Origin of the sequence: Citrobacter sp. Ca225 (assembly GCF_030337175.1) — a bacterium.
Taxonomy (GTDB): Bacteria; Pseudomonadota; Gammaproteobacteria; order Enterobacterales; family Enterobacteriaceae; genus Citrobacter_A; species Citrobacter_A amalonaticus.
In genome coordinates, this window is record NZ_JAOWCD010000100.1 from 142322 (window position 1) to 162048 (window position 19727).

A 19727-nucleotide genomic window follows, 5' to 3' on the forward strand; every position below is an offset into this window, starting at 1 on the left:
AAATACCAGCTTCTAATCATAGACTGTCTTGTCGTACCTAACGTCCGGCTTTGAGTAACAGCCAGATAAAAACCGGTGCGCCGAGCGTCGCGGTGACCACGCCAATTGGCAATTCGGCGGAGGCCAGCGCCAGGCGAGCGACCACATCGGCCAGCAGTAGCGCAATGGCCCCCGCCAGCGCACAGGCAGGTAACAGCACGCGATGGTCCGTTAAGCCGCACAGGCGTAAAATATGGGGGATGACCAGGCCAATAAAACCAATGGCCCCGGCCAGCGCCACGCTGACACCGACCATCCATCCGGTGGCAACCACCAACAGATTTCGCCAGAACCACAGGGGGAGTCCCAGTTGTCGGGCAGAGGTTTCCCCCAACGCCAGCATGTTCATCGCCTGCGACTGGCAGCAGATCCACACCAGCACCGGAATCAGGGCCAGCATCAACCATGACTGCTCCCAGTTAACGCCGCCAAATCCCCCCATCATCCAGTACATCAACTGACGCAGATCGAATGAGGTAGAAAAATAGATGGCCCAGGTCATCAGCGCACTACAGATAATCCCCAGCGCCACGCCAGCAAGCAGCAGGCGGCTGGTCGAAAGATGACGACGGGCAAAACGCAGGAGGATCAACGTGATGACCAGCGCACCGGCAATCGCGCACAGTCCAAGCGCCCAGTGCGGCAGTATGCCCTTCCCCAGCAGCACGGCGGCGATCAGCCCCACGCCCGCACCGTTGGAGACGCCGAGCAACCCCGGCTCCGCAAGCGGGTTTTCAAACAGCGCCTGCATCACTGCGCCGGACAAAGCCAGCGCCGCGCCCACCAGCAGAACCGCCAGCGCGCGCGGAAGGCGAATTTGCCAGACAAAGAGTTCACCACGCGGCGTCAGCCAGTCAGCGGGCGATATCCACTGCTCTCCGGCGCACAGGCTCAACCACAGTGTCAGTAACATCAGTACCGACAGACTCAGGATCCAGCGCACATGTTGTCGCTGTTGTTGACGGGCAAAAGTCAGCATGATTTCCGTTCAACTGAAAAGGATGTCATTGATTCTACGGTGCGATACCCCCGCAGAAAAGAAAAAAGGCCGCAAAAGCGGCCTTTTTGGTTAGATCTGATTACTCATCTTTGGGCGAAGCGTTTTCGACTCGGCTCTTTAACTTCTGTCCGGGTCTGAAGGTCACCACGCGCCGTGCTGTAATGGGAATATCTTCGCCCGTTTTCGGGTTACGTCCCGGACGTTGATTCTTATCACGCAGATCGAAGTTACCAAAACCAGAGAGTTTTACCTGCTCACCGTTTTCCAGAGCACGACGGATCTCTTCGAAAAACAGTTCGACCAGTTCTTTGGCATCCCGCTTGCTAAGCCCAAGCTTATCAAACAGATATTCTGACATTTCAGCTTTTGTAAGCGCCATAGGTTCAATCCCTCAATGATGCCTGGAATCGCTCTTTTAATGCCTCTACACATTTGGCGACGGTAGCGGCAATCTCCTCTTCTTCGAGTGTACGGCTGGTATCCTGAAGGATTAGGCTAATGGCGAGGCTCTTATACCCCTCCGCAACACCCTTACCACGGTACACGTCAAATAAGTTTACGCCAACTACCTGATTTACGCCAACTTTCTTACACTCGGATAAAATATCAGCAGCGGGAACGTTTTCGGCGACAACCACAGCGATGTCGCGACGGTTCGCCGGGAAGCGTGAAATCTCGCGCGCCTGAGGCACCACGCGGTCTGCGAGCTTGTTCCACTCCAGTTCGAACACCAGAGTACGGCCATTGAGATCCAGCTTACGTTCCAGCTCAGGATGAACAACACCAATGAAACCAATGCGTTCACCTTTCAGATAAATCGCGGCTGACTGTCCCGGATGCAGTGCCGGATTGGCTTCTGCTCTGAACTGAATGTCACCGAGTTTACCGGTCAGATCCAACACCGCTTCCAGATCGCCCTTCAAATCATAGAAATCAACGGTCTCTTTTGCCAGATCCCAGTGCTCATCATAGCGGTTACCGCAAATAACCCCCGCCAGCATCAGATCCTGACGAATGCCCAGATTGGCCTGGGTATCCGGCACAAAACGCAGCCCACTTTCAAAAATACGTACGCGGTTCTGTTGACGATTCTGGTTATAGACCACCGTTGCCAGTAACCCCGTCCACAACGACAGACGCATTGCCGACATTTCACTGGAGATCGGGCTTGGCAGCAGCAGCGCCTCTTCACCCGGATGGAGCAACTGCTGCACTTTCGGGTCGACAAAGCTGTAAGTAATGACTTCCTGGTAGCCTTTGTCATTCAACAGCGTTTTCACACGCTTCAGCGACAAATCCGCTTCACGGTGCGTCCCCATAATCAAACCCGCCTGGATCGGTTCATCAGGGATGTTGTCGTAGCCATACACGCGGGCGACTTCTTCAACCAGGTCTTCTTCAATTTCCATGTCGAAGCGCCAGCTTGGCGCAACGGCCTGCCACTGCTCCTGGCCTTCGGTCACTTCACAGCCCAAACGGCGCAGGATATCGCTGACCTGTGCATCGGCAATGTGATGGCCAATCAGACGATCCAGCTTGCTGCGACGCAGCGTAATGGTCGCGCGCTTCGGCAGCGTGGTTTCATCCGTCACATCAATGATCGGACCAGCTTCGCCGCCGCAGATGTCAATCAGCAAACGGGTAGCACGTTCCATCGCTTTGTACTGCAGAGCCGGATCCACACCGCGCTCATAACGGTGAGACGCATCGGTATGCAGACCATGACGACGTGCGCGACCGGTAATTGACAGTGGGCTGAAGAAAGCGCATTCCAGCAGCACATTTTGCGTTTCATCATTCACGCCAGAATGCTCACCACCGAAGATACCGCCCATCGCCAGCGCTTTATGATGATCGGCAATCACCAACGTATCAGCGTTAAGCTTTGCTTCTGTGCCATCAAGCAGTACCAGCGTTTCGCCCTCTTTCGCCATGCGCACGACAATCCCGCCTTCAATGCGGTCTTTATCAAAGGCGTGCATCGGCTGACCCAGCTCAAGCAATACATAGTTGGTCACGTCAACCACGGCATCAATGGAGCGGATACCGCAACGGCGCAGTTTTTCTTTCATCCACAGCGGGGTTGGCGCTTTCACATTGATGCCTTTGACGACGCGACCCAGATAGCGCGGGCAGGCGTCGGTGGCGTCTACGGTAATCGGCAGGACATCAGTGATGGTTGCTGCTACCGGCGTGATTTCCGGCTCAACCAGCGGCGCTTTGTTCAGCACAGCCACGTCACGGGCGACACCGATGATGCCTAAGCAGTCAGCACGGTTAGGGGTCACGCTGATCTCAATGGTGTTGTCATCAAGCTTCAGGTATTCGCGGATGTCGGTACCGATCGGCGCATCGGCCGGCAGTTCAATAATGCCGCTGTGATCGTCTGAAATCCCCAGCTCGGAGAAGGAGCACAGCATGCCTTCAGACGGCTCGCCACGCAGCTTAGCGGCTTTAATTTTGAAATCGCCCGGCAGAACGGCACCGATGGTAGCGACGGCCACCTTCAGGCCCTGACGGCAGTTTGGTGCGCCGCAGACGATGTCGAGCAGACGTTCGCCGCCCACGTTCACTTTCGTGACGCGCAGTTTGTCAGCGTTCGGATGCTGACCGCATTCAACCACTTCACCCACGACGACGCCATTAAATGCACCGGCGACCGCTTCAACACCGTCAACTTCCAGGCCTGCCATGGTGATTTGATTCGACAGCGCGTCGCTATCGATAGCCGGGTTAACCCACTCGCGTAACCACAGTTCACTGAATTTCATTGTTTTATCCTGCCTTTATTTAAACTGTTTGAGGAAACGCAGATCGTTTTCGAAGAACGCACGCAGGTCAGTCACACCGTAACGCAACATGGTCAGACGCTCCATCCCCATCCCAAATGCGAAACCTGAGTAGATTTCCGGGTCGATACCAACGTTACGCAGAACGTTCGGATGCACCATGCCGCAGCCCAGCACTTCCAGCCATTTACCGTTTTTACCCATCACGTCCACTTCGGCAGACGGCTCAGTAAACGGGAAATAGGAAGGACGGAAACGAATCTGCAAATCTTCTTCAAAGAAGTTACGCAGGAAGTCATGCAGCGTCCCTTTCAGATTGGTAAAGCTGATGTTGGTATCCACAATCAGGCCTTCCATCTGATGGAACATCGGGGTGTGCGTCTGATCGTAGTCGTTACGATACACGCGACCCGGCGCGATAATGCGAATCGGCGGCTGCTGATCTTTCATGGTACGGATCTGTACGCCGGATGTCTGGGTACGCAGCAGGCGCGTGGCATCAAACCAGAAAGTGTCGTGGTCAGCACGAGCCGGGTGGTGACCAGGAATATTCAGCGCATCGAAGTTGTGGTAGTCATCTTCGATTTCCGGACCAGTCGCCACGGTAAAGCCAAGCTCGCCAAAGAAGCTTTCAATGCGATCGATGGTACGGGTGACCGGATGCAGACCGCCATTTTCAATGCGACGCCCCGGCAAAGAAACGTCGATGGTTTCCGCTGCCAGACGCGCATTCAGCGCGGCGTTTTCCAGATCTGCCTTACGGGCGTTGAGTGCCTGCTGTACCTGCTCTTTCGCTTCGTTAATCACCGCACCGGCGGCAGGACGTTCTTCAGCTGGCAGCTCGCGCAGCGTCGTCATCTGAAGGGTCAGGTGCCCTTTTTTGCCCAAATATTCGACGCGCACATTGTCTAACGCGGCAACATCTGACGCCTGGTTAATGGCCGCCTTCGCACTGGCTACCAGTTCTGCGAGATGTGACATGGTTTTCCTCATTGTGTCGGTGAAGACACCGGTTCGTTGAACGTAATCTCTCGATTTCGGGCACAAAAAAAGCCTCCATCAGGAGGCTTTTTTGCGCTGTTTTTCGTTTCTTCTTTCACGCGCTAGCCTCCCGAAGTCAGGTGCTAAAGTAAAAAAAGAAGCGGAAAATAGCAGCATTCATGCTTGCGTTACCTTGTGTGGTAAAAACCGGAGAACCTTTATTGAAAAGGGTTACGGATCAATTGTCAACTTATTGACGGAACAACAAATAAAAGAGAGGGAGCCAGGCTCCCTCTTTTCACTGGCTTATGCCAGAGCTGCTTTCGCTTTTTCGACCAGAGCGGTGAACGCTACTTTGTCGAATACGGCGATGTCAGCCAGGATCTTACGGTCGATTTCAACAGAGGCTTTTTTCAGGCCGTTGATGAATTTGCTGTAAGAAATACCGTTCTGACGTGCTGCTGCGTTGATACGCGCAATCCACAGTTGACGGAACTGACGCTTACGTTGACGACGGTCACGGTAAGCATACTGACCTGCTTTGATGACGGCCTGGAAGGCAACGCGGTATACGCGAGAACGCGCACCGTAGTAACCTTTGGCTTGTTTCAAAATTTTCTTGTGACGTGCGCGTGCAATTACACCACGTTTTACGCGAGCCATAGTGCTCTCCTGTATCTATTCTGATTTGCCCCCCTTTCACCACAGTGAAATCGGTTGGGCATTAAAAATTTAAAAAAACGTTAACGGCTTATGCGTACGGCAGGCACGCGATAACCAGACCCAGATCGCCTTTAGAAACAAGGCCTTTTGGACGCAGGTGACGTTTACGCTTAGTTGATTTTTTGGTCAGAATATGACGCAGGTTTGCGTGCTTACGCTTAAATCCACCACCACCGGTTTTTTTGAAGCGCTTAGCAGCACCGCGTACGGTCTTAATTTTTGGCATTTTAATAACTTCCACTTCGCATTGTTAATAAATGAAACCCAGGCGAGCAAAACCTGTGAAGCCCAAAGGCTTCACAGGAAATACTACTTGAAGGCCTACTGTTTCTTCTTGGGAGCGAGCACCATGATCATCTGGCGGCCTTCGATCTTCGTTGGGAAGGATTCGACAACTGCCAGTTCACTCAGATCGTCACGAACGCGCGTCAGCACTTCCATACCAATCTGTTGGTGGGCCATCTCACGACCGCGGAAACGCAGTGTGATCTTGGCCTTATCGCCATCTTCCAGAAAGCGAATCAGGCTGCGGAGTTTTACCTGATAATCGCCATCGTCGGTACCAGGACGGAATTTAATTTCCTTAACCTGGATAACTTTTTGCTTTTTCTTCTGTTCCTTAGAAGACTTACTCTTTTCATAAAGGAACTTGCCGTAGTCCATGATACGACAAACTGGCGGTTCGGCGTTAGGGCTGATTTCAACTAAATCTACTCCAGCCTCTTCAGCTTTTTCGATTGCTTCTCTCAGACTCACAATACCCAGCTGCTCGCCTTCCAGACCTGTTAAGCGAACTTCCTGGGCGCGAATCTCGCCATTGATACGATTCGGACGTGCCGTTTGAACTCGTTTTCCGCCTTTAATACCTTATTCCTCCAGTTGTTGAAGACTGCGGCTGCGAATCTCTTGTTGCAGCTTCTCAATCACTTCACTTACGTCAAGGCTGCCCAGGTCTTTCCCGCGGCGAGTGCGAACGGCAACTTTGCCTGCTTCCACTTCTTTATCACCACAGACCAACATATAAGGGACACGACGTAAAGTGTGCTCGCGGATTTTAAAGCCTATCTTCTCATTTCTCAAGTCTGCTTTTACACGAATGCCCGCATTTTGAAGTTTCTGCGTCAATTCGTTAACGTATTCAGACTGTGAATCAGTAATGTTCATCACCACTACCTGAACCGGCGCAAGCCAGGTCGGGAAGAAGCCAGCGAACTCTTCAGTCAGGATACCGATAAAACGTTCCATAGACCCAAGAATTGCGCGGTGAATCATTACCGGTACCTGACGCTCATTGTTTTCGCCCACATAGGAGGCGCTCAGACGAGACGGCAGGGAGAAGTCCAGCTGTACTGTACCGCACTGCCATGCGCGATCGAGGCAGTCATACAGGGTAAATTCAATTTTCGGACCGTAGAAGGCGCCTTCACCCAATTGATATTCAAATGGGATATTGTTTTCTTCCAGCGCAACGGCCAGGTCCGCCTCAGCACGATCCCACATTTCGTCGCTACCGATACGTTTTTCGGGACGAGTGGAGAGTTTGACAACGATTTTCTCGAAGCCAAATGTGCTGTACATATCGTAGACCATACGGATGCAGGCGTTAACTTCATCGCGGATTTGCTCTTCAGTACAGAAGATATGCGCATCATCCTGGGTGAAGCCGCGTACACGCATCAGACCATGCAACGCGCCTGACGGCTCGTTACGGTGGCAGCTACCAAACTCTGCCATACGCAGCGGCAGGTCGCGGTAGGATTTCAGGCCCTGATTAAAGATCTGTACGTGACCCGGACAGTTCATCGGCTTGATGCAGTATTCACGGTTCTCTGAAGAGGTGGTGAACATCGCATCTTTGTAGTTGTCCCAGTGCCCGGTTTTTTCCCACAGCACGCGGTCCATCATGAACGGCCCTTTCACTTCCTGATACTGATACTCTTTGAGCTTGGAACGCACAAAGACTTCCAGTTCGCGGAAAATAGTCCAGCCGTCGTTATGCCAGAACACCATACCCGGCGCTTCTTCCTGCATGTGATACAGGTCAAGCTGCTTACCAATTTTACGGTGGTCACGTTTTGCCGCTTCTTCCAGACGTTGCAGATAAGCGCTGAGGGCCTTTTTATCTGCCCAGGCCGTTCCGTAGATACGCTGCAACATCTTATTGTCGCTGTCGCCACGCCAGTACGCGCCTGCGGTTTTCATCAGTTTAAAGTGATGGCAGAAGCGCATATTCGGCACGTGCGGACCGCGGCACATGTCGACATATTCTTCATGATGATACAAACCAGGTTTGTCATCATGGGCAATGTTTTCATCAAGAATGGAGACTTTATAGATCTCGCCACGCTTCACGAAGGTTTCACGCGCTTCGTGCCAGCTGACTTTCTTCTTAATGACGTCGTAATTTTTCTCAGCGAGCTCGTGCATCCGCTTCTCGAGCGCATCGATATCTTCCTGGGTCAACGTACGGTCAAGGTCTACGTCATAGTAGAAGCCGTTGTCGACAACCGGACCGATAGCCATTTTGGTATTCGGCCAAAGTTGTTTGATCGCATGACCTAACAGGTGCGCGCAGGAGTGACGAATAATCTCCAGCCCTTCTTCATCTTTTGCGGTGATGATAGAGAGCGTCGCATCATTTTCGATCAGGTCAGAAGCATCAACCAGCTCGCCATTAACACGGCCAGCAAGGGTGGCTTTCGCCAGACCTGGACCAATGTCCAGCGCAACATCCATAGGGCTTACAGCGTGGTCGTAATGGCGTTGACTGCCATCAGGAAGAGTAATAACAGGCATGTTATGTCCTTATTTGCAGTGGTGACCCATACGCAAGATCACATACAAAGAGAAAATTTATTTGTTTACAGTTAGTTGTGCAGCCATCTAACCAACAATTGCTAAATTGGCGCACAATCTGGTACACATCCGCTTTCGCTACGCAAGCGCGGCAATGTGGTCGAACGATGGTAACACTAAAAAAAGGGAGAATGCACCCTTCTGTTTTATATTGGGCCGGATCATGACGTCAGCAAGCGTTTTTCGCCTCCTCCTCTCACCTGCCCTGAAGGATTGTCCTGGAGACAGAATGAATATCCATTCACTGACTGGCTGACAGTTTTGTTACACTAGGATTAACCGTCTGAAATCGACAGGATATAAATGATGCCATCAAATCGCTTCGCCAAAAAACACTGGAAAATGGTGGTCGTCCTGATCGTCATCTGTGGCGCAATGTTATTGCTACGCTGGGCGGCAATGATTTGGGGATAGCCGTGAAACGCTGCGCCGTCGTGATTCAGGCAGCGTGCACATTCTGGACAAAAGCGCTGACGGGTAAATCGACGTCAGACACCGTAATAAAAAAGCCAGACTGGCGAACAGTCTGGCCTCAGTTTACATCCGGTAGCCCAGAGAGACGGTAGTACGTCTGTCCGTATGCTCCGGTGCCGTTTCCGGCGGTTCGGAGTTCCACGTCACGTTGTACGCCACCTTCAAACCAAAGTGCTCATTGATTGCCACATTCAGCGCCGTCTCGGAGTTCAGCGTCGTATCTTCAGCACCGAACACCGACACGCCTTGCGTAAATTTGGTGTTGTCTGAAATCTGCCAGGCATACGCGCCAGAGGCATAGCCCAGCGGCTGCGTTTCCGTCGTGCCATCCGTATGTTCGTCGTACCGTACGCCCGGACCGAATTCAAAACGGAAACTGTGTACGGGACCGTTAAGGAACTGGCGACCATAACCGGCAGTGAACACGTCGCGCTCACGGTAGCCGTTATAACGGTCCGTCAGCCAACTCGCCTGGCCAAAAAGATAGTCATAATCGGTCACGTTGTAACGACTACGACCGCCAACCGCATATTTCTCTGAAGAGCGTTCATCATTGGAAGAAGTGTTGCTCGCGTTCCCCCACAGTGACCAGGCCGTTGTTTGGCCGTACCAGGTCATGGTCGTGTCCGCGGTCAAAGAAGAACTTTTCGTGTTGCCTGACTGCGCAAGATAACCGGCATTAAGATTGCCTTCGAAGGGTTTCTTCGCACTTGAGGGGTCATCCATGACAGTAAAAACGGAATCATCGGCAGTTGCATACATCGACGCAAACATGCCCCCCGCCAGCAGAACGGCAGCGGGAACTGTCTTTAAAAGCTTCATTTATAAAGAGTCCGTACAACAAAAAAAGAGACCATTACGGTCCCGGAAACTTTCAGAGGGATCAATGACAAACGCCCCAGGAAAGGTAACAAATTATAAAAAGGCTCGAATAACATAGCAATGAATTCTTATTTCATTTTTTGAATAAGAGAGCTCTCAAAACAATTAAATATTTATATATCCTTACGGTAAATTAAATAAATAAACTTTAATTAATCATATTGTTAATGACTTCACTTTAGGGCTATTCGGTGCCAGACTGAACATAGCCTAACAGGAGGTAACGATGGTACGTATCTATACGTTGACGCTTGCGCCCTCTCTCGATAGCGCAACGATCACTCCGCAAATCTATCCCGAAGGGAAACTCCGCTGTACTGCCCCGGTATTTGAGCCTGGCGGCGGTGGCATAAATGTCGCTCGCGCCATCGCCCATCTGGGCGGAACGGCAACCGCTATTTTCCCCGTCGGGGGGGCAACCGGTGAACACCTGGTGACCCTGCTCGCTGACGAAAACGTTCCGGTCGCAACCATTGATGCAAAAGACTGGACGCGTCAGAACCTGCACGTTCATGTCGAATCCAGCGGAGAACAGTATCGCTTTGTGATGCCCGGCGCGGCTCTGAATGACGATGAGTTTCGCCAGATAGAAGAGCAGGTTCTGGAGATCGAGTCCGGTGCCATTCTGGTGATCAGCGGTAGTCTGCCGCCAGGCGTTAACGTTGAAAAACTCAGCCAGTTAATTACCGCCGCGCAGAAACAGGGGATCCGTTGCATCATTGACAGCTCCGGCGAGGCGCTGACGGCCGCGTTAGCGATTGGCAATATCGAACTGGTTAAACCCAATCAGAAAGAACTCAGTGCCCTGGTTAATCGCGAACTGACGCAACCTGATGACGTGCGCAACGCGGCACAGGAAATTGTCCGCAGCGGCAAGGCACAGCGCGTCGTCGTCTCGCTCGGTCCTCAGGGCGCACTGGGCGTGGACAGTAAAACCTGTGTACAGGTTGTGCCGCCGCCGGTCAAAAGCCAGAGCACCGTGGGCGCGGGCGACAGTATGGTGGGAGCAATGACCCTCAAACTGGCTGAAGGCGCCTCGCTTGACGATATGGTGCGCTTCGGCGTGGCGGCCGGTAGCGCCGCGACCCTCAACCAGGGAACACGCCTGTGCTCCCATGACGATACACAAAAAATCTACGCTTACCTTAGCCAGCCATAATGAACCCCCCTCTCTTCGAGGGGGAATTTTGCGTAAACCTGTCGGCTTACGCGTTCACCGTCTATGCTACAAACTCATGAGATTACAAAGGGGTGTCAAATGGCCAGTGGGGAAATCACCCGATATGTTGTTACTATCACGTTCCACGAGGACTCCTTAACGGAAATAAATGAACTGAATAATCATCTTACCCGTGCCGGTTTTCTACTCACCCTTACGGATGATGACGGTAATGTGCATGAACTGGGAACCAATACCTTTGGGTTGATTAGCGCCCAGAGTCCGGACGAGGTCAAAGCTCTGGCCGCGGGACTGGCTGAAAGTGCGTTAGATAAAATGCCGGAGGTCAGCGTGGTGACCTGGGACGAGTGGGATCTCAGCGGACAATAAATGCCATTACCATGAAAACACGTCCACGGTGTGCGTTAGTTCGTGTTTTTTTACCGCATCTTTGCGCTAACCTTATGATCTGGCAGACAACATGGGGAGAGACATCATGTGGCAGGCTATCAGTCGTCTTTTAAGCGAGCAACTCGGTGAAGGCGAAATCGAACTGCGTAACGAACTGCCTGGCGGAGAAATTCATGCCGCGTGGCATTTACGCTATGCGGGACGCGATTTCTTCGTTAAATGTGATGAGCGAGAACTGCTTCCAGGCTTCACGGCTGAAGCCGACCAATTAGAACTGTTATCACGCAGCCATACGGTGACGGTCCCCAAAGTGTGGGCGGTGGGTGCGGATCGTGATTACAGCTTTCTGGTGATGGATTATCTCCCTCCCCGCCCCCTGGATGCGCACAGTGCATTTATTCTGGGGCAGCAGCTTGCCCACCTGCATGAATGGAGCGATCAGCCGCAGTTTGGGCTGGACTTCGATAACGCGCTCTCGACCACGCCGCAACCCAATGCCTGGCAGCGCCGCTGGTCTACCTTCTTCGCCGAACAGCGCATTGGCTGGCAACTCGAACTGGCGGCGGAAAAAGGGATTGCCTTTGGTAATATCGACGCCATCGTCGAGCACGTGCAACAGCGTCTCGCCTCCCACCAGCCACAACCTTCTTTATTACATGGCGATCTGTGGTCCGGGAACTGCGCGCTCGGGCCAGACGGTCCGTATCTGTTTGACCCAGCCTGTTACTGGGGAGACAGAGAGTGTGACCTGGCAATGTTGCCGCTGCATACTGAACAGCCGCCGCAAATTTATGATGGTTATCAGTCAGTGTCGCCGCTGCCGTTAGATTTTCTCGACCGGCAACCGGTATATCAACTGTATACCTTGCTCAACCGGGCAAGACTGTTTGGCGGCCAGCACCTGGTGATTGCGCAGAAGGCAATGGACAGACTACTCGCGGCGTAATCATGGTTGACATCAATTGGCCGCCGGATGGCGGCCTTTCAGGCCGCTAACAAAGAAGGATAAAACGTGGTTTTTCCTTCTTTGTGGTTATCAGCCGAAAATCAATGAATTGATTTTCCTCGTTTATAATCAGGCGCTCTCGGCTTGTCCGGTAACGGAACGAGGTTTGTCATCACTCTCAAAGACCGCCGGATGGCGGCCTTTTAGTTCAGACAAATCCCAGCAGGGAAAAAAACACATAGCCGGCAATGATGATAATCACCGGCAGGATGTAGAGCGGGAAAAACTGCAGAAAAATCGTGTGATGCGGCACCACGATCCGTGACTCGATCTGCTCGCGTGACAACCCTTCGCTGCCCTTGGCTTTCTCCAGAATCAACTGGTCTTCAACGCCTTCACGTAAAAACCGCGCCTGGCGGCTCATGCGCGCGCCGGAATCCTGCATCGCCAGCCCGATAAAAATCAGCGCAAAAATCAGCCAGAACAGAATGTTCAGGCTATTCTGGAAATCCGGCGTCGGCGAGTTGTACCAGAAGAGGTTCAGAAACGGGGTATTCACTCGCATCATGTCGATCATGACGTGGGCAAAATCGAGCATCACCGCGTTAATCCCTTCCTGCTTTTCGCTGTGCGCGTACATAAATTTCAGGGCTGAAATCAGCGTGGAGAGAAGCGCCGGGATAAATATCACCCATCCTAAGATCCTTTTTAACACTGCAATGCGTCCAGCTTGTTGATACGTCATGAGTTCCCCTTGATGAAGACGCGTCATTTTGGCTTAAGTCTACCTGCTGATAACCCTTTTCGCCCGATCTTTAAAAACGTTATGATAGCGGCTAACGCTGAATACCCTACATTTAATGCTCAACAGGAGAGGTTGTAATGTCAACCCCGCGTCAAATTCTTGCGGCCATATTCGATATGGATGGATTGCTGATTGATTCCGAGCCGCTGTGGGATCGGGCTGAACTGGACGTGCTGTCCAGCATCGGCGTCGATATCACTCGTCGTCACGAACTCCCGGATACGCTGGGACTGCGCATCGATATGGTTGTCGATCTCTGGTTTGCTCAGCAGCCGTGGAACGGGCCGAGCCGCCAGGAGGTCACCGATCGCGTCATTACCCGTGCCATCACGCTGGTTGAAGAGACGCGTCCGCTATTACCGGGCGTCAAAGAAGCGGTCGCGTTGTGTAAAGCGCAAGGTTTGAAAGTCGGACTGGCGTCAGCATCCCCTCTGCATATGCTGGAAAAAGTACTGGCGATGTTCGACCTGCGGGAGAGCTTTGACGCTATCGCTTCAGCGGAGAAACTACCCTACAGCAAGCCACATCCCCAGGTTTACATCGACTGCGCGGCGAAACTGGGCGTCGACCCGTTATGTTGTGTAGCGCTGGAAGATTCCGTCAACGGTATGGTGGCATCGAAAGCCGCGCGGATGCGCTCCATCGTCGTACCGGACAAAGAGGTGCGACACGATCCGCGCTATATCCTCGCTGACGTCAGGCTCAACACACTCACGGAACTGACCATCGCCGATTTACTTGGCTAACCGGGATCGGGCAATGGCCACATTGCCCGTCTTGCCAACAGTCAAAATTAAAACGACGTTTCATTTTTATTGTATTCTTTCGGTTCCTCTCCTATCCTTCTTTCAGGCACATAACAGATAAAAACGGATAGCCGAGGTCATTATGATTCTGGATGCATTTCGTCTCACAGGTAAAGTCGCCATTGTCACCGGTTGTGATACCGGGCTCGGGCAAGGGATGACGGTTGCGCTGGCGCAAGCCGGTTGCGATATCATCGGCGTGAACCGCAAAGTCCCTCATGACACCGCCGCCAAAGTTGAAGCGCTGGGTCGCCGCTTTTTCGCCATACAGGCCGATCTAAGCCAACAGGAAGTCATCGCGGACGTTATCGCCCAGGCGGTAGAGAAATTCGGTCGCATCGACATTCTGGTGAATAACGCCGGGACCATTCGTCGCGAAGACGCACTCAGTTTTACTGAAAAGGACTGGGACGACGTGATGAACCTGAATCTCAAGTCGCTCTTCTTTCTCTCCCAGGCCGTTGCACGCCAGTTCATCGCCCAGGGCCAGGGCGGAAAAATCATCAACATCGCGTCAATGCTGTCGTTTCAGGGCGGTATTCGCGTCCCGTCCTATACGGCCTCAAAGAGCGGTGTTCTGGGCATTACCCGACTGTTAGCGAATGAGTGGGCGCAGCATCAGATTAACGTCAACGCTATCGCCCCCGGTTACATGGCAACCAACAACACCCAACAACTGCGGGAAGATGCTGAACGCAATAAAGAGATTGTCGATCGTATCCCGGCGGGCCGCTGGGGAACGCCAGACGATCTGCAGGGTCCGGTCGTTTTCCTCGCCTCGAAGGCAGCAGATTACATCAACGGTTATACGCTGGCCGTCGATGGCGGTTGGTTAGCGCGTTAAACGCGCATTATTGACAAAGAGTTACAACGTCACCACTTCCGCCCACTGTATAAAAATCCTATACTGTACGAATTCACAGTTTATCAGGTTTTATCATGACGGCGGAAGGTCACCTCCTCTTTTCCATTGCCTGCGCGGTGTTTGCTAAAAACGCGGAACTCACGCCCGTGCTCGCACAGGGTGACTGGTGGCATATTGTTCCTTCCGCTATTCTGACCTGTCTGTTACCGGACATTGATCACCCAAAGTCATTTCTCGGTCAGCGACTAAAATGGATTTCGAAACCGATCGCCCGTGCGTTCGGCCATCGCGGATTCACTCACAGTCTGCTGGCCGTCTTTGCGCTACTGGCGACCTTCTACCTGAAAGTGCCGGAGAGCTGGGTTATCCCCGCCGATGCCTTGCAGGGTATGGTGATAGGCTATCTGAGCCATATCGCCGCCGATATGCTAACCCCAGCGGGCGTCCCCCTGCTCTGGCCCTGTCGCTGGCGCTTTCGCCTGCCGATTCTGGTCCCGCAGAAAGGTAATCAACTGGAGCGATTTCTCTGCATGGCGCTGTTTGCCTGGGCGGTATGGATGCCCCAGACCTTGCCCCAGAACAGTGCAGTTCGCTGGTCATCCGATATGATTAATACACTGCAATGGCAGTTCAATCGCTTTATAAAGCATCAAATCGACCAGTAAAGCAGCGAAATTATCATTTTTGGCATAAACAATTCCATTTGAATATAAGAGCCAGGTCACAGTTCTGCTAACCTTGCGGCAACAGGATCGCTGTGACACAGCGGGACGAATAATAAAATCAGGAGAACGGGGATGAATTTTCCATTAATCGCGAACATTGTGGTGTTCGTCATTCTGCTGTTTGTGCTGGCGCAAGCCCGTCATAAACAGTGGAGTCTGGCAAAGAAAGTGCTGGTCGGTCTGGTCATGGGTGTGGTCTTTGGCCTTGCGCTGCACACCATCTATGGCTCTGACAGCCAGGTGCTGAAAGATTCCGTCCAGTGGTTCAACATTGTTGGTAACGGCTATGTGCAACTGCTGCAAATGATCGTCATGCCGCTGGTATTTGCCTCGATTCTGAGCGCGGTCGCCCGTCTGCATAACGCCTCACAGTTGGGGAAAATCAGCTTCCTGACCATCGGGACCCTGCTGTTTACCACATTGATTGCCGCACTGGTCGGTGTGCTGGTGACCAATCTGTTTGGCCTGACCGCTGAAGGTCTGGTTCAGGGCGGTGCCGAAACGGCGCGACTGAATGCCATTGAAACCAACTATGTCGGTAAAGTGGCCGATCTCAGTGTCCCGCAGTTGGTGCTCTCCTTTGTACCGAAAAACCCGTTTGCCGATCTGACCGGCGCGAACCCGACGTCCATTATTAGCGTGGTCATTTTTGCCGCCTTCCTCGGCGTCGCCGCGCTGAAACTGCTCAAAGATGACGCGCCAAAAGGCGAGCGCGTGCTGACCGCAATCGACACCCTGCAAAGCTGGGTGATGAAACTGGTCCGCCTAGTCATGCAGTTAACGCCTTACGGCGTTCTGGCGCTGATGACCAAAGTGGTAGCAGGTTCTAACCTGCAGGACATCATTAAGCTGGGTAGCTTCGTCATTGCCTCGTATCTCGGTCTCGGCATTATGTTCGTTGTCCACGGCGTACTGCTGGGTGTTAACGGCGTGAGCCCGCTCAAGTACTTCCGCAAAGTGTGGCCGGTTCTGACCTTCGCGTTTACCAGCCGTTCCAGCGCCGCCTCTATCCCGCTGAACGTGGAAGCGCAAACCCGTCGTCTGGGCGTGCCGGAATCTATCGCGAGCTTCGCCGCCTCCTTTGGTGCGACGATTGGCCAGAATGGCTGTGCTGGTTTGTATCCGGCCATGCTGGCCGTTATGGTGGCGCCGACGGTCGGTATTAACCCGCTGGATCCTCTCTGGATTGCGACGCTGGTCGGCATTGTGACCGTCAGCTCTGCCGGGGTAGCCGGTGTCGGTGGCGGTGCCACGTTCGCCGCGCTGATCGTACTGCCTGCGATGGGGCTGCCTGTCACGCTGGTGGCGCTGCTCATCTCCGTTGAGCCGCTGATTGACATGGGCCGTACCGCGCTGAACGTCAGCGGGTCAATGACCGCCGGTACGCTGACCAGCCAGTGGCTGAAGCAAACCGATAAAACCATTCTGGACAGTGAAGACGACGCCGAACTGGCGCATCACTAAACGTCCCCAAAACAGAAAACCGCCCTTCGAGGCGGTTTTTTTATGCCGGAATTAATCCGCTATTTCGTTTTCCTGACGAATCTGATTTGCCCAGCGCTGGGCAGAATCCGCCTCGCTGAACGCCGGCGATCGCTGGAACGACTCCCCCATTAAGACAAACGCGACATACTTCCCGCGCAAGATCCACACGTCACGAAACGCGTCCATTTTTATTGCATGTTCGGGCGGTGCAGGTTCAACACGCGGAACATAACTAATAACCGGGCGATTTTGTTGGCGAAGAGGTTTCATCATTAATTGCTTCACTAAGACAAATTCAAAAATCAGAAAAGAACTATCTTAGCCGATTTTACCCCCGCCCGTCCTGCTCCTGGCGTGCGCTTTCCCCTGTCAACCAACGCTGTCATCCGCGTTCTGCCCGGCGGGATCACACGAGTGGACTATAGTTAGAGGGTTTTTGACAAAAAAACATCGACCCTTTCAGCAATGAAAAATGGAGACGAGTTCAATGTCGCATAATGAGAAAAATCCCCATCCACATCAATCACCGGTGCACGATCCGCGCGAAGCAAAACCGGGTCTGGACTCTCTGGCTCCTGATAATGAGTCGTATCGCCCTGTTCCTGAACCGACGCCTCCAGGCGCGCAACCTACCGCGCCCGGCAGTCTGAAAGCCCCGGATACCGGCAATAAAAAGCTGAGCGATCTGGAAACGGTACGCAAGGGCAGCGAGAATTTTGCCCTCACTACTAACCAGGGCGTACGCATTGCTGATGACCAGAATTCATTGCGTGCAGGCAGTCGTGGTCCTACGCTGCTTGAAGATTTCATCCTGCGCGAAAAAATCACCCATTTTGACCACGAGCGCATTCCCGAGAGGATCGTCCATGCACGCGGCTCGGCAGCTCACGGCTATTTCCAGCCCTACAAAAATCTGAGCGACATCACCAAAGCCGACTTTCTCTCTGACCCGGATAAAATCACCCCGGTCTTCGTACGTTTTTCCACTGTTTAGGGCGGCGCAGGCTCGGCGGATACGGTGCGTGATATCCGTGGTTTTGCCACCAAGTTTTATACCGAAGAAGGCATTTTTGATCTGGTTGGCAATAATACCCCTGTCTTTTTTATTCAGGACGCGCATAAATTTCCTGACTTTGTCCATGCGGTAAAACCGGAGCCGCACTGGGCGATACCGCAGGGACAAAGTGCGCATGACACCTTCTGGGATTACGTGTCGTTACAGCCAGAAACCCTGCATAACGTCATGTGGGCGATGTCCGATCGCGGCATTCCGCGCAGTTATCGCACCATGGAAGGCTTTGGCATTCACACTTTTCGGCTGATCAACGCCGAGGGTAAGGCCACCTTCGTTCGTTTCCACTGGAAACCTCTGGCAGGTAAAGCCTCACTGGTATGGGATGAAGCGCAGAAGCTGACCGGTCGCGACCCGGACTTCCATCGCCGGGAACTGTGGGAAGCCATTGAAGCCGGTGATTTCCCGGAATATGAACTGGGACTGCAATTGATCCCGGAAGAGGACGAGTTGAAATTCGACTTTGACTTACTGGATCCGACCAAACTGATCCCCGAAGCGCTGGTTCCGGTGCAGCGCGTCGGTAAAATGGTACTCAACCGCAACCCCGATAATTTCTTCGCCGAAAACGAACAGGTCGCCTTTCATCCCGGCCATATCGTTCCCGGCATTGATTTCACGAACGATCCGCTGTTGCAGGGGCGTTTGTTCTCCTATACCGATACGCAGATTAGCCGTCTTGGCGGACCTAACTTCCACGAAATCCCAATCAACCGCCCGACCTGCCCGTATCACAACTTCCAGCGTGACGGCATGCACCGCCAGGATATTGATACCAACCCGGCCAACTATGAACCCAACTCCATCAATGACAACTGGCCGCGTGAAACGCCGCCGGGACCGAAACGCGGCGGCTTTGAGTCATATCAGGAACGCATCGAAGGTAACAAAATCCGTGAACGTAGCCCCTCGTTTGGCGAATATTACGCCCATCCGCGTCTGTTCTGGTCAAGCCAGACGCCCGTGGAACAGTTGCATATCATCGATGCCTTCAGCTTTGAACTGAGTAAGGTTGTTCGTAGCTGGATCCGTGAACGGGTGGTCGACCAACTGGCGCACATCGACATTAACCTCGCGCAGGCGGTCGGGAAGAATCTGGGGATCGCGTTAAGCGATGAACAGACACAAATTGCACCGCCGCCAGAGGTGAACGGACTGAAGAAAGATCCTTCACTCAGTCTGTATGCCGTGCCGGACGGCGATATCAAAGGCCGCGTCGTCGGGATTTTGCTCAACGGAAAAGTGAAATCCGCCGATCTGCTTTCAATACTCCAGGCGCTTAAGGCGAAAGGCGTCCACGCGAAACTGCTTTACTCCCGCATGGGCGAGGTGGTCGCAGATGATGGTTCAACGCTGACCATCGCCGCCACTTTTGCCGGAGCACCGTCTCTCACCGTGGATGCAGTCATTGTGCCGTGCGGTGACATCGCCGATATTGAGGACAACGGCGACGCGCAGTACTACCTGCTGGAAGCCTATAAGCATCTCAAACCTATTGCACTCGCCGGTGAAGCACGACGCTTTAAAGCGCGACTGCATATCGACAGTCAGGGAGAGGAAGGCGTTGTTGAAGGCGCTGATGCGGATAGCCGTTTTATGGATGAGCTGTTTACATTGATGGCAGCTCACCGTGTCTGGTCGCGCACGGCTAAAATCCCGGCCGTACCAGCCTGAGGCAAATCGCGGGCAAAAAAAGCGGCGCACCACGC

General features: G+C 53.1%; 20 protein-coding genes, 1 pseudogene and 1 other annotated feature. Of the genes and pseudogenes, 9 read left to right on the forward strand and 12 right to left on the reverse strand.

From position 1 onward, the window contains the following. Positions 1-37 precede the first annotated feature (37 nt). The 9 genes from btuC to thrS form a co-directional block, all read right to left on the reverse strand. On the reverse strand, positions 38-1018 hold the full coding sequence (gene btuC, locus OGW13_RS21365; protein WP_043000872.1) for a vitamin B12 ABC transporter permease BtuC: 981 nt from the start codon (positions 1016-1018) through the stop codon (positions 38-40). Positions 1019-1118: 100 nt separating this feature from the next. After that, a complete protein-coding gene (ihfA, locus tag OGW13_RS21370; protein ID WP_001229265.1) occupies positions 1119-1418 on the reverse strand; it encodes an integration host factor subunit alpha in 300 nt (99 codons plus the stop codon). A gap of 4 nt (positions 1419-1422) precedes the next feature. Further along, positions 1423-3810: a phenylalanine--tRNA ligase subunit beta gene (gene pheT, locus OGW13_RS21375; RefSeq protein WP_125339670.1), complete on the reverse strand. Its 2388-nt coding sequence runs from the start codon at positions 3808-3810 to the stop codon at positions 1423-1425. Positions 3811-3825: 15 nt separating this feature from the next. Further along, positions 3826-4809, reverse strand: coding sequence for a phenylalanine--tRNA ligase subunit alpha (gene pheS / locus OGW13_RS21380; protein WP_044265459.1), 984 nt, complete (start codon positions 4807-4809; stop codon positions 3826-3828). A 62-nt stretch (positions 4810-4871) separates the two neighbouring features. Further along, positions 4872-4995, reverse strand: a sequence feature (Phe leader region). Further along, entirely contained in the window at positions 4946-4990 is a 45-nt protein-coding gene (pheM, locus tag OGW13_RS21385; protein ID WP_001386830.1) for a pheST operon leader peptide PheM, read from the reverse strand. Its footprint overlaps the feature before it by 45 nt. A 120-nt stretch (positions 4996-5115) precedes the next feature. Continuing rightward, entirely contained in the window at positions 5116-5472 is a 357-nt protein-coding gene (rplT, locus tag OGW13_RS21390) for a 50S ribosomal protein L20 (RefSeq protein ID WP_000124850.1), read from the reverse strand. 88 nt (positions 5473-5560) lie between these two features. Next, positions 5561-5758, reverse strand: coding sequence for a 50S ribosomal protein L35 (rpmI, locus tag OGW13_RS21395; RefSeq protein ID WP_003030583.1), 198 nt, complete (start codon positions 5756-5758; stop codon positions 5561-5563). 95 nt (positions 5759-5853) lie between these two features. Beyond that, positions 5854-6396: a translation initiation factor IF-3 gene (gene infC / locus OGW13_RS21400; RefSeq protein WP_043000875.1), complete on the reverse strand. Its 543-nt coding sequence runs from the start codon at positions 6394-6396 to the stop codon at positions 5854-5856. A 3-nt stretch (positions 6397-6399) separates the two neighbouring features. Then, positions 6400-8328, reverse strand: coding sequence for a threonine--tRNA ligase (thrS, locus tag OGW13_RS21405; RefSeq protein WP_043000876.1), 1929 nt, complete (start codon positions 8326-8328; stop codon positions 6400-6402). A 366-nt stretch (positions 8329-8694) separates the two neighbouring features. Between thrS and yniD the strand changes: the two genes are divergently transcribed. Then, positions 8695-8802: a small membrane protein YniD gene (gene yniD / locus OGW13_RS21410; RefSeq protein ID WP_086512613.1), complete on the forward strand. Its 108-nt coding sequence runs from the start codon at positions 8695-8697 to the stop codon at positions 8800-8802. 123 nt (positions 8803-8925) lie between these two features. Here the strand turns inward: yniD and OGW13_RS21415 are convergent, their stop codons facing one another. Next, complete coding sequence (locus tag OGW13_RS21415; RefSeq protein ID WP_043000877.1) at positions 8926-9684, reverse strand: DUF481 domain-containing protein; 759 nt, start codon at positions 9682-9684, stop codon at positions 8926-8928. Positions 9685-9970: 286 nt separating this feature from the next. On the opposite strand from OGW13_RS21415, the gene pfkB reads away from it, so the two are divergent. From pfkB to OGW13_RS21430, 3 genes are all read left to right on the forward strand, one after another. Continuing rightward, positions 9971-10903, forward strand: a complete 933-nt coding sequence (pfkB, locus tag OGW13_RS21420; protein ID WP_043000878.1) for a 6-phosphofructokinase II — start codon at positions 9971-9973, stop codon at positions 10901-10903. A gap of 99 nt (positions 10904-11002) precedes the next feature. After that, positions 11003-11293 (forward strand): type V toxin-antitoxin system endoribonuclease antitoxin GhoS, encoded by a 291-nt coding sequence (gene ghoS / locus OGW13_RS21425; RefSeq protein ID WP_043000879.1) that lies wholly within the window; start codon positions 11003-11005, stop codon positions 11291-11293. A gap of 106 nt (positions 11294-11399) precedes the next feature. Beyond that, on the forward strand, positions 11400-12260 hold the full coding sequence (locus OGW13_RS21430) for a fructosamine kinase family protein (RefSeq protein WP_043000880.1): 861 nt from the start codon (positions 11400-11402) through the stop codon (positions 12258-12260). Positions 12261-12468: 208 nt separating this feature from the next. Here OGW13_RS21430 and OGW13_RS21435 read toward each other — a convergent pair whose 3' ends face one another. Continuing rightward, positions 12469-13005 (reverse strand): YniB family protein, encoded by a 537-nt coding sequence (locus tag OGW13_RS21435; protein WP_043000881.1) that lies wholly within the window; start codon positions 13003-13005, stop codon positions 12469-12471. 137 nt (positions 13006-13142) lie between these two features. On the opposite strand from OGW13_RS21435, the gene hxpB reads away from it, so the two are divergent. The 4 genes from hxpB to tcyP all read left to right on the forward strand — a co-directional run bounded on the left by hxpB (position 13143) and on the right by tcyP (position 16925). Beyond that, complete coding sequence (gene hxpB, locus OGW13_RS21440) at positions 13143-13811, forward strand: hexitol phosphatase HxpB (RefSeq protein WP_043000882.1); 669 nt, start codon at positions 13143-13145, stop codon at positions 13809-13811. A 142-nt stretch (positions 13812-13953) separates the two neighbouring features. Then, complete coding sequence (gene kduD / locus OGW13_RS21445; protein ID WP_043000883.1) at positions 13954-14715, forward strand: 2-dehydro-3-deoxy-D-gluconate 5-dehydrogenase KduD; 762 nt, start codon at positions 13954-13956, stop codon at positions 14713-14715. 95 nt (positions 14716-14810) lie between these two features. Continuing rightward, positions 14811-15401 carry a metal-dependent hydrolase gene (locus OGW13_RS21450; protein ID WP_043000884.1) on the forward strand — a complete coding sequence of 197 codons (591 nt, stop codon included), beginning with the start codon at positions 14811-14813 and terminating at the stop codon, positions 15399-15401. Positions 15402-15533: 132 nt separating this feature from the next. Continuing rightward, positions 15534-16925: a cystine/sulfocysteine:cation symporter gene (gene tcyP, locus OGW13_RS21455; protein WP_054176635.1), complete on the forward strand. Its 1392-nt coding sequence runs from the start codon at positions 15534-15536 to the stop codon at positions 16923-16925. A gap of 51 nt (positions 16926-16976) precedes the next feature. Here tcyP and cedA read toward each other — a convergent pair whose 3' ends face one another. Then, positions 16977-17231, reverse strand: a complete 255-nt coding sequence (gene cedA, locus OGW13_RS21460; RefSeq protein WP_287116454.1) for a cell division activator CedA — start codon at positions 17229-17231, stop codon at positions 16977-16979. A gap of 202 nt (positions 17232-17433) precedes the next feature. On the opposite strand from cedA, the pseudogene katE reads away from it, so the two are divergent. After that, positions 17434-19692, forward strand: a pseudogene (katE, locus tag OGW13_RS21465) (catalase HPII). Positions 19693-19727: the final 35 nt, after the last annotated feature.

Bases quoted from the DNA above. Each gene is read 5' to 3' on its own strand.
- btuC (WP_043000872.1), bottom strand. From the start codon at position 1,018: ATGCTGACTTTTGCCCGTCAACAACAGCGACAACATGTGCGCTGGATC.
- OGW13_RS21430 (WP_043000880.1), top strand. From the start codon at position 11,400: ATGTGGCAGGCTATCAGTCGTCTTTTAAGCGAGCAACTCGGTGAAGGC.
- yniD (WP_086512613.1), top strand. From the start codon at position 8,695: ATGCCATCAAATCGCTTCGCCAAAAAACACTGGAAAATGGTGGTCGTC.
- hxpB (WP_043000882.1), top strand. From the start codon at position 13,143: ATGTCAACCCCGCGTCAAATTCTTGCGGCCATATTCGATATGGATGGA.
- ihfA (WP_001229265.1), bottom strand. From the start codon at position 1,418: ATGGCGCTTACAAAAGCTGAAATGTCAGAATATCTGTTTGATAAGCTT.
- OGW13_RS21415 (WP_043000877.1), bottom strand. From the start codon at position 9,684: ATGAAGCTTTTAAAGACAGTTCCCGCTGCCGTTCTGCTGGCGGGGGGC.
- thrS (WP_043000876.1), bottom strand. From the start codon at position 8,328: ATGCCTGTTATTACTCTTCCTGATGGCAGTCAACGCCATTACGACCAC.
- OGW13_RS21450 (WP_043000884.1), top strand. From the start codon at position 14,811: ATGACGGCGGAAGGTCACCTCCTCTTTTCCATTGCCTGCGCGGTGTTT.
- rplT (WP_000124850.1), bottom strand. From the start codon at position 5,472: ATGGCTCGCGTAAAACGTGGTGTAATTGCACGCGCACGTCACAAGAAA.
- pheT (WP_125339670.1), bottom strand. From the start codon at position 3,810: ATGAAATTCAGTGAACTGTGGTTACGCGAGTGGGTTAACCCGGCTATC.
- pheS (WP_044265459.1), bottom strand. From the start codon at position 4,809: ATGTCACATCTCGCAGAACTGGTAGCCAGTGCGAAGGCGGCCATTAAC.
- tcyP (WP_054176635.1), top strand. From the start codon at position 15,534: ATGAATTTTCCATTAATCGCGAACATTGTGGTGTTCGTCATTCTGCTG.
- ghoS (WP_043000879.1), top strand. From the start codon at position 11,003: ATGGCCAGTGGGGAAATCACCCGATATGTTGTTACTATCACGTTCCAC.
- kduD (WP_043000883.1), top strand. From the start codon at position 13,954: ATGATTCTGGATGCATTTCGTCTCACAGGTAAAGTCGCCATTGTCACC.
- OGW13_RS21435 (WP_043000881.1), bottom strand. From the start codon at position 13,005: ATGACGTATCAACAAGCTGGACGCATTGCAGTGTTAAAAAGGATCTTA.
- pfkB (WP_043000878.1), top strand. From the start codon at position 9,971: ATGGTACGTATCTATACGTTGACGCTTGCGCCCTCTCTCGATAGCGCA.
- rpmI (WP_003030583.1), bottom strand. From the start codon at position 5,758: ATGCCAAAAATTAAGACCGTACGCGGTGCTGCTAAGCGCTTCAAAAAA.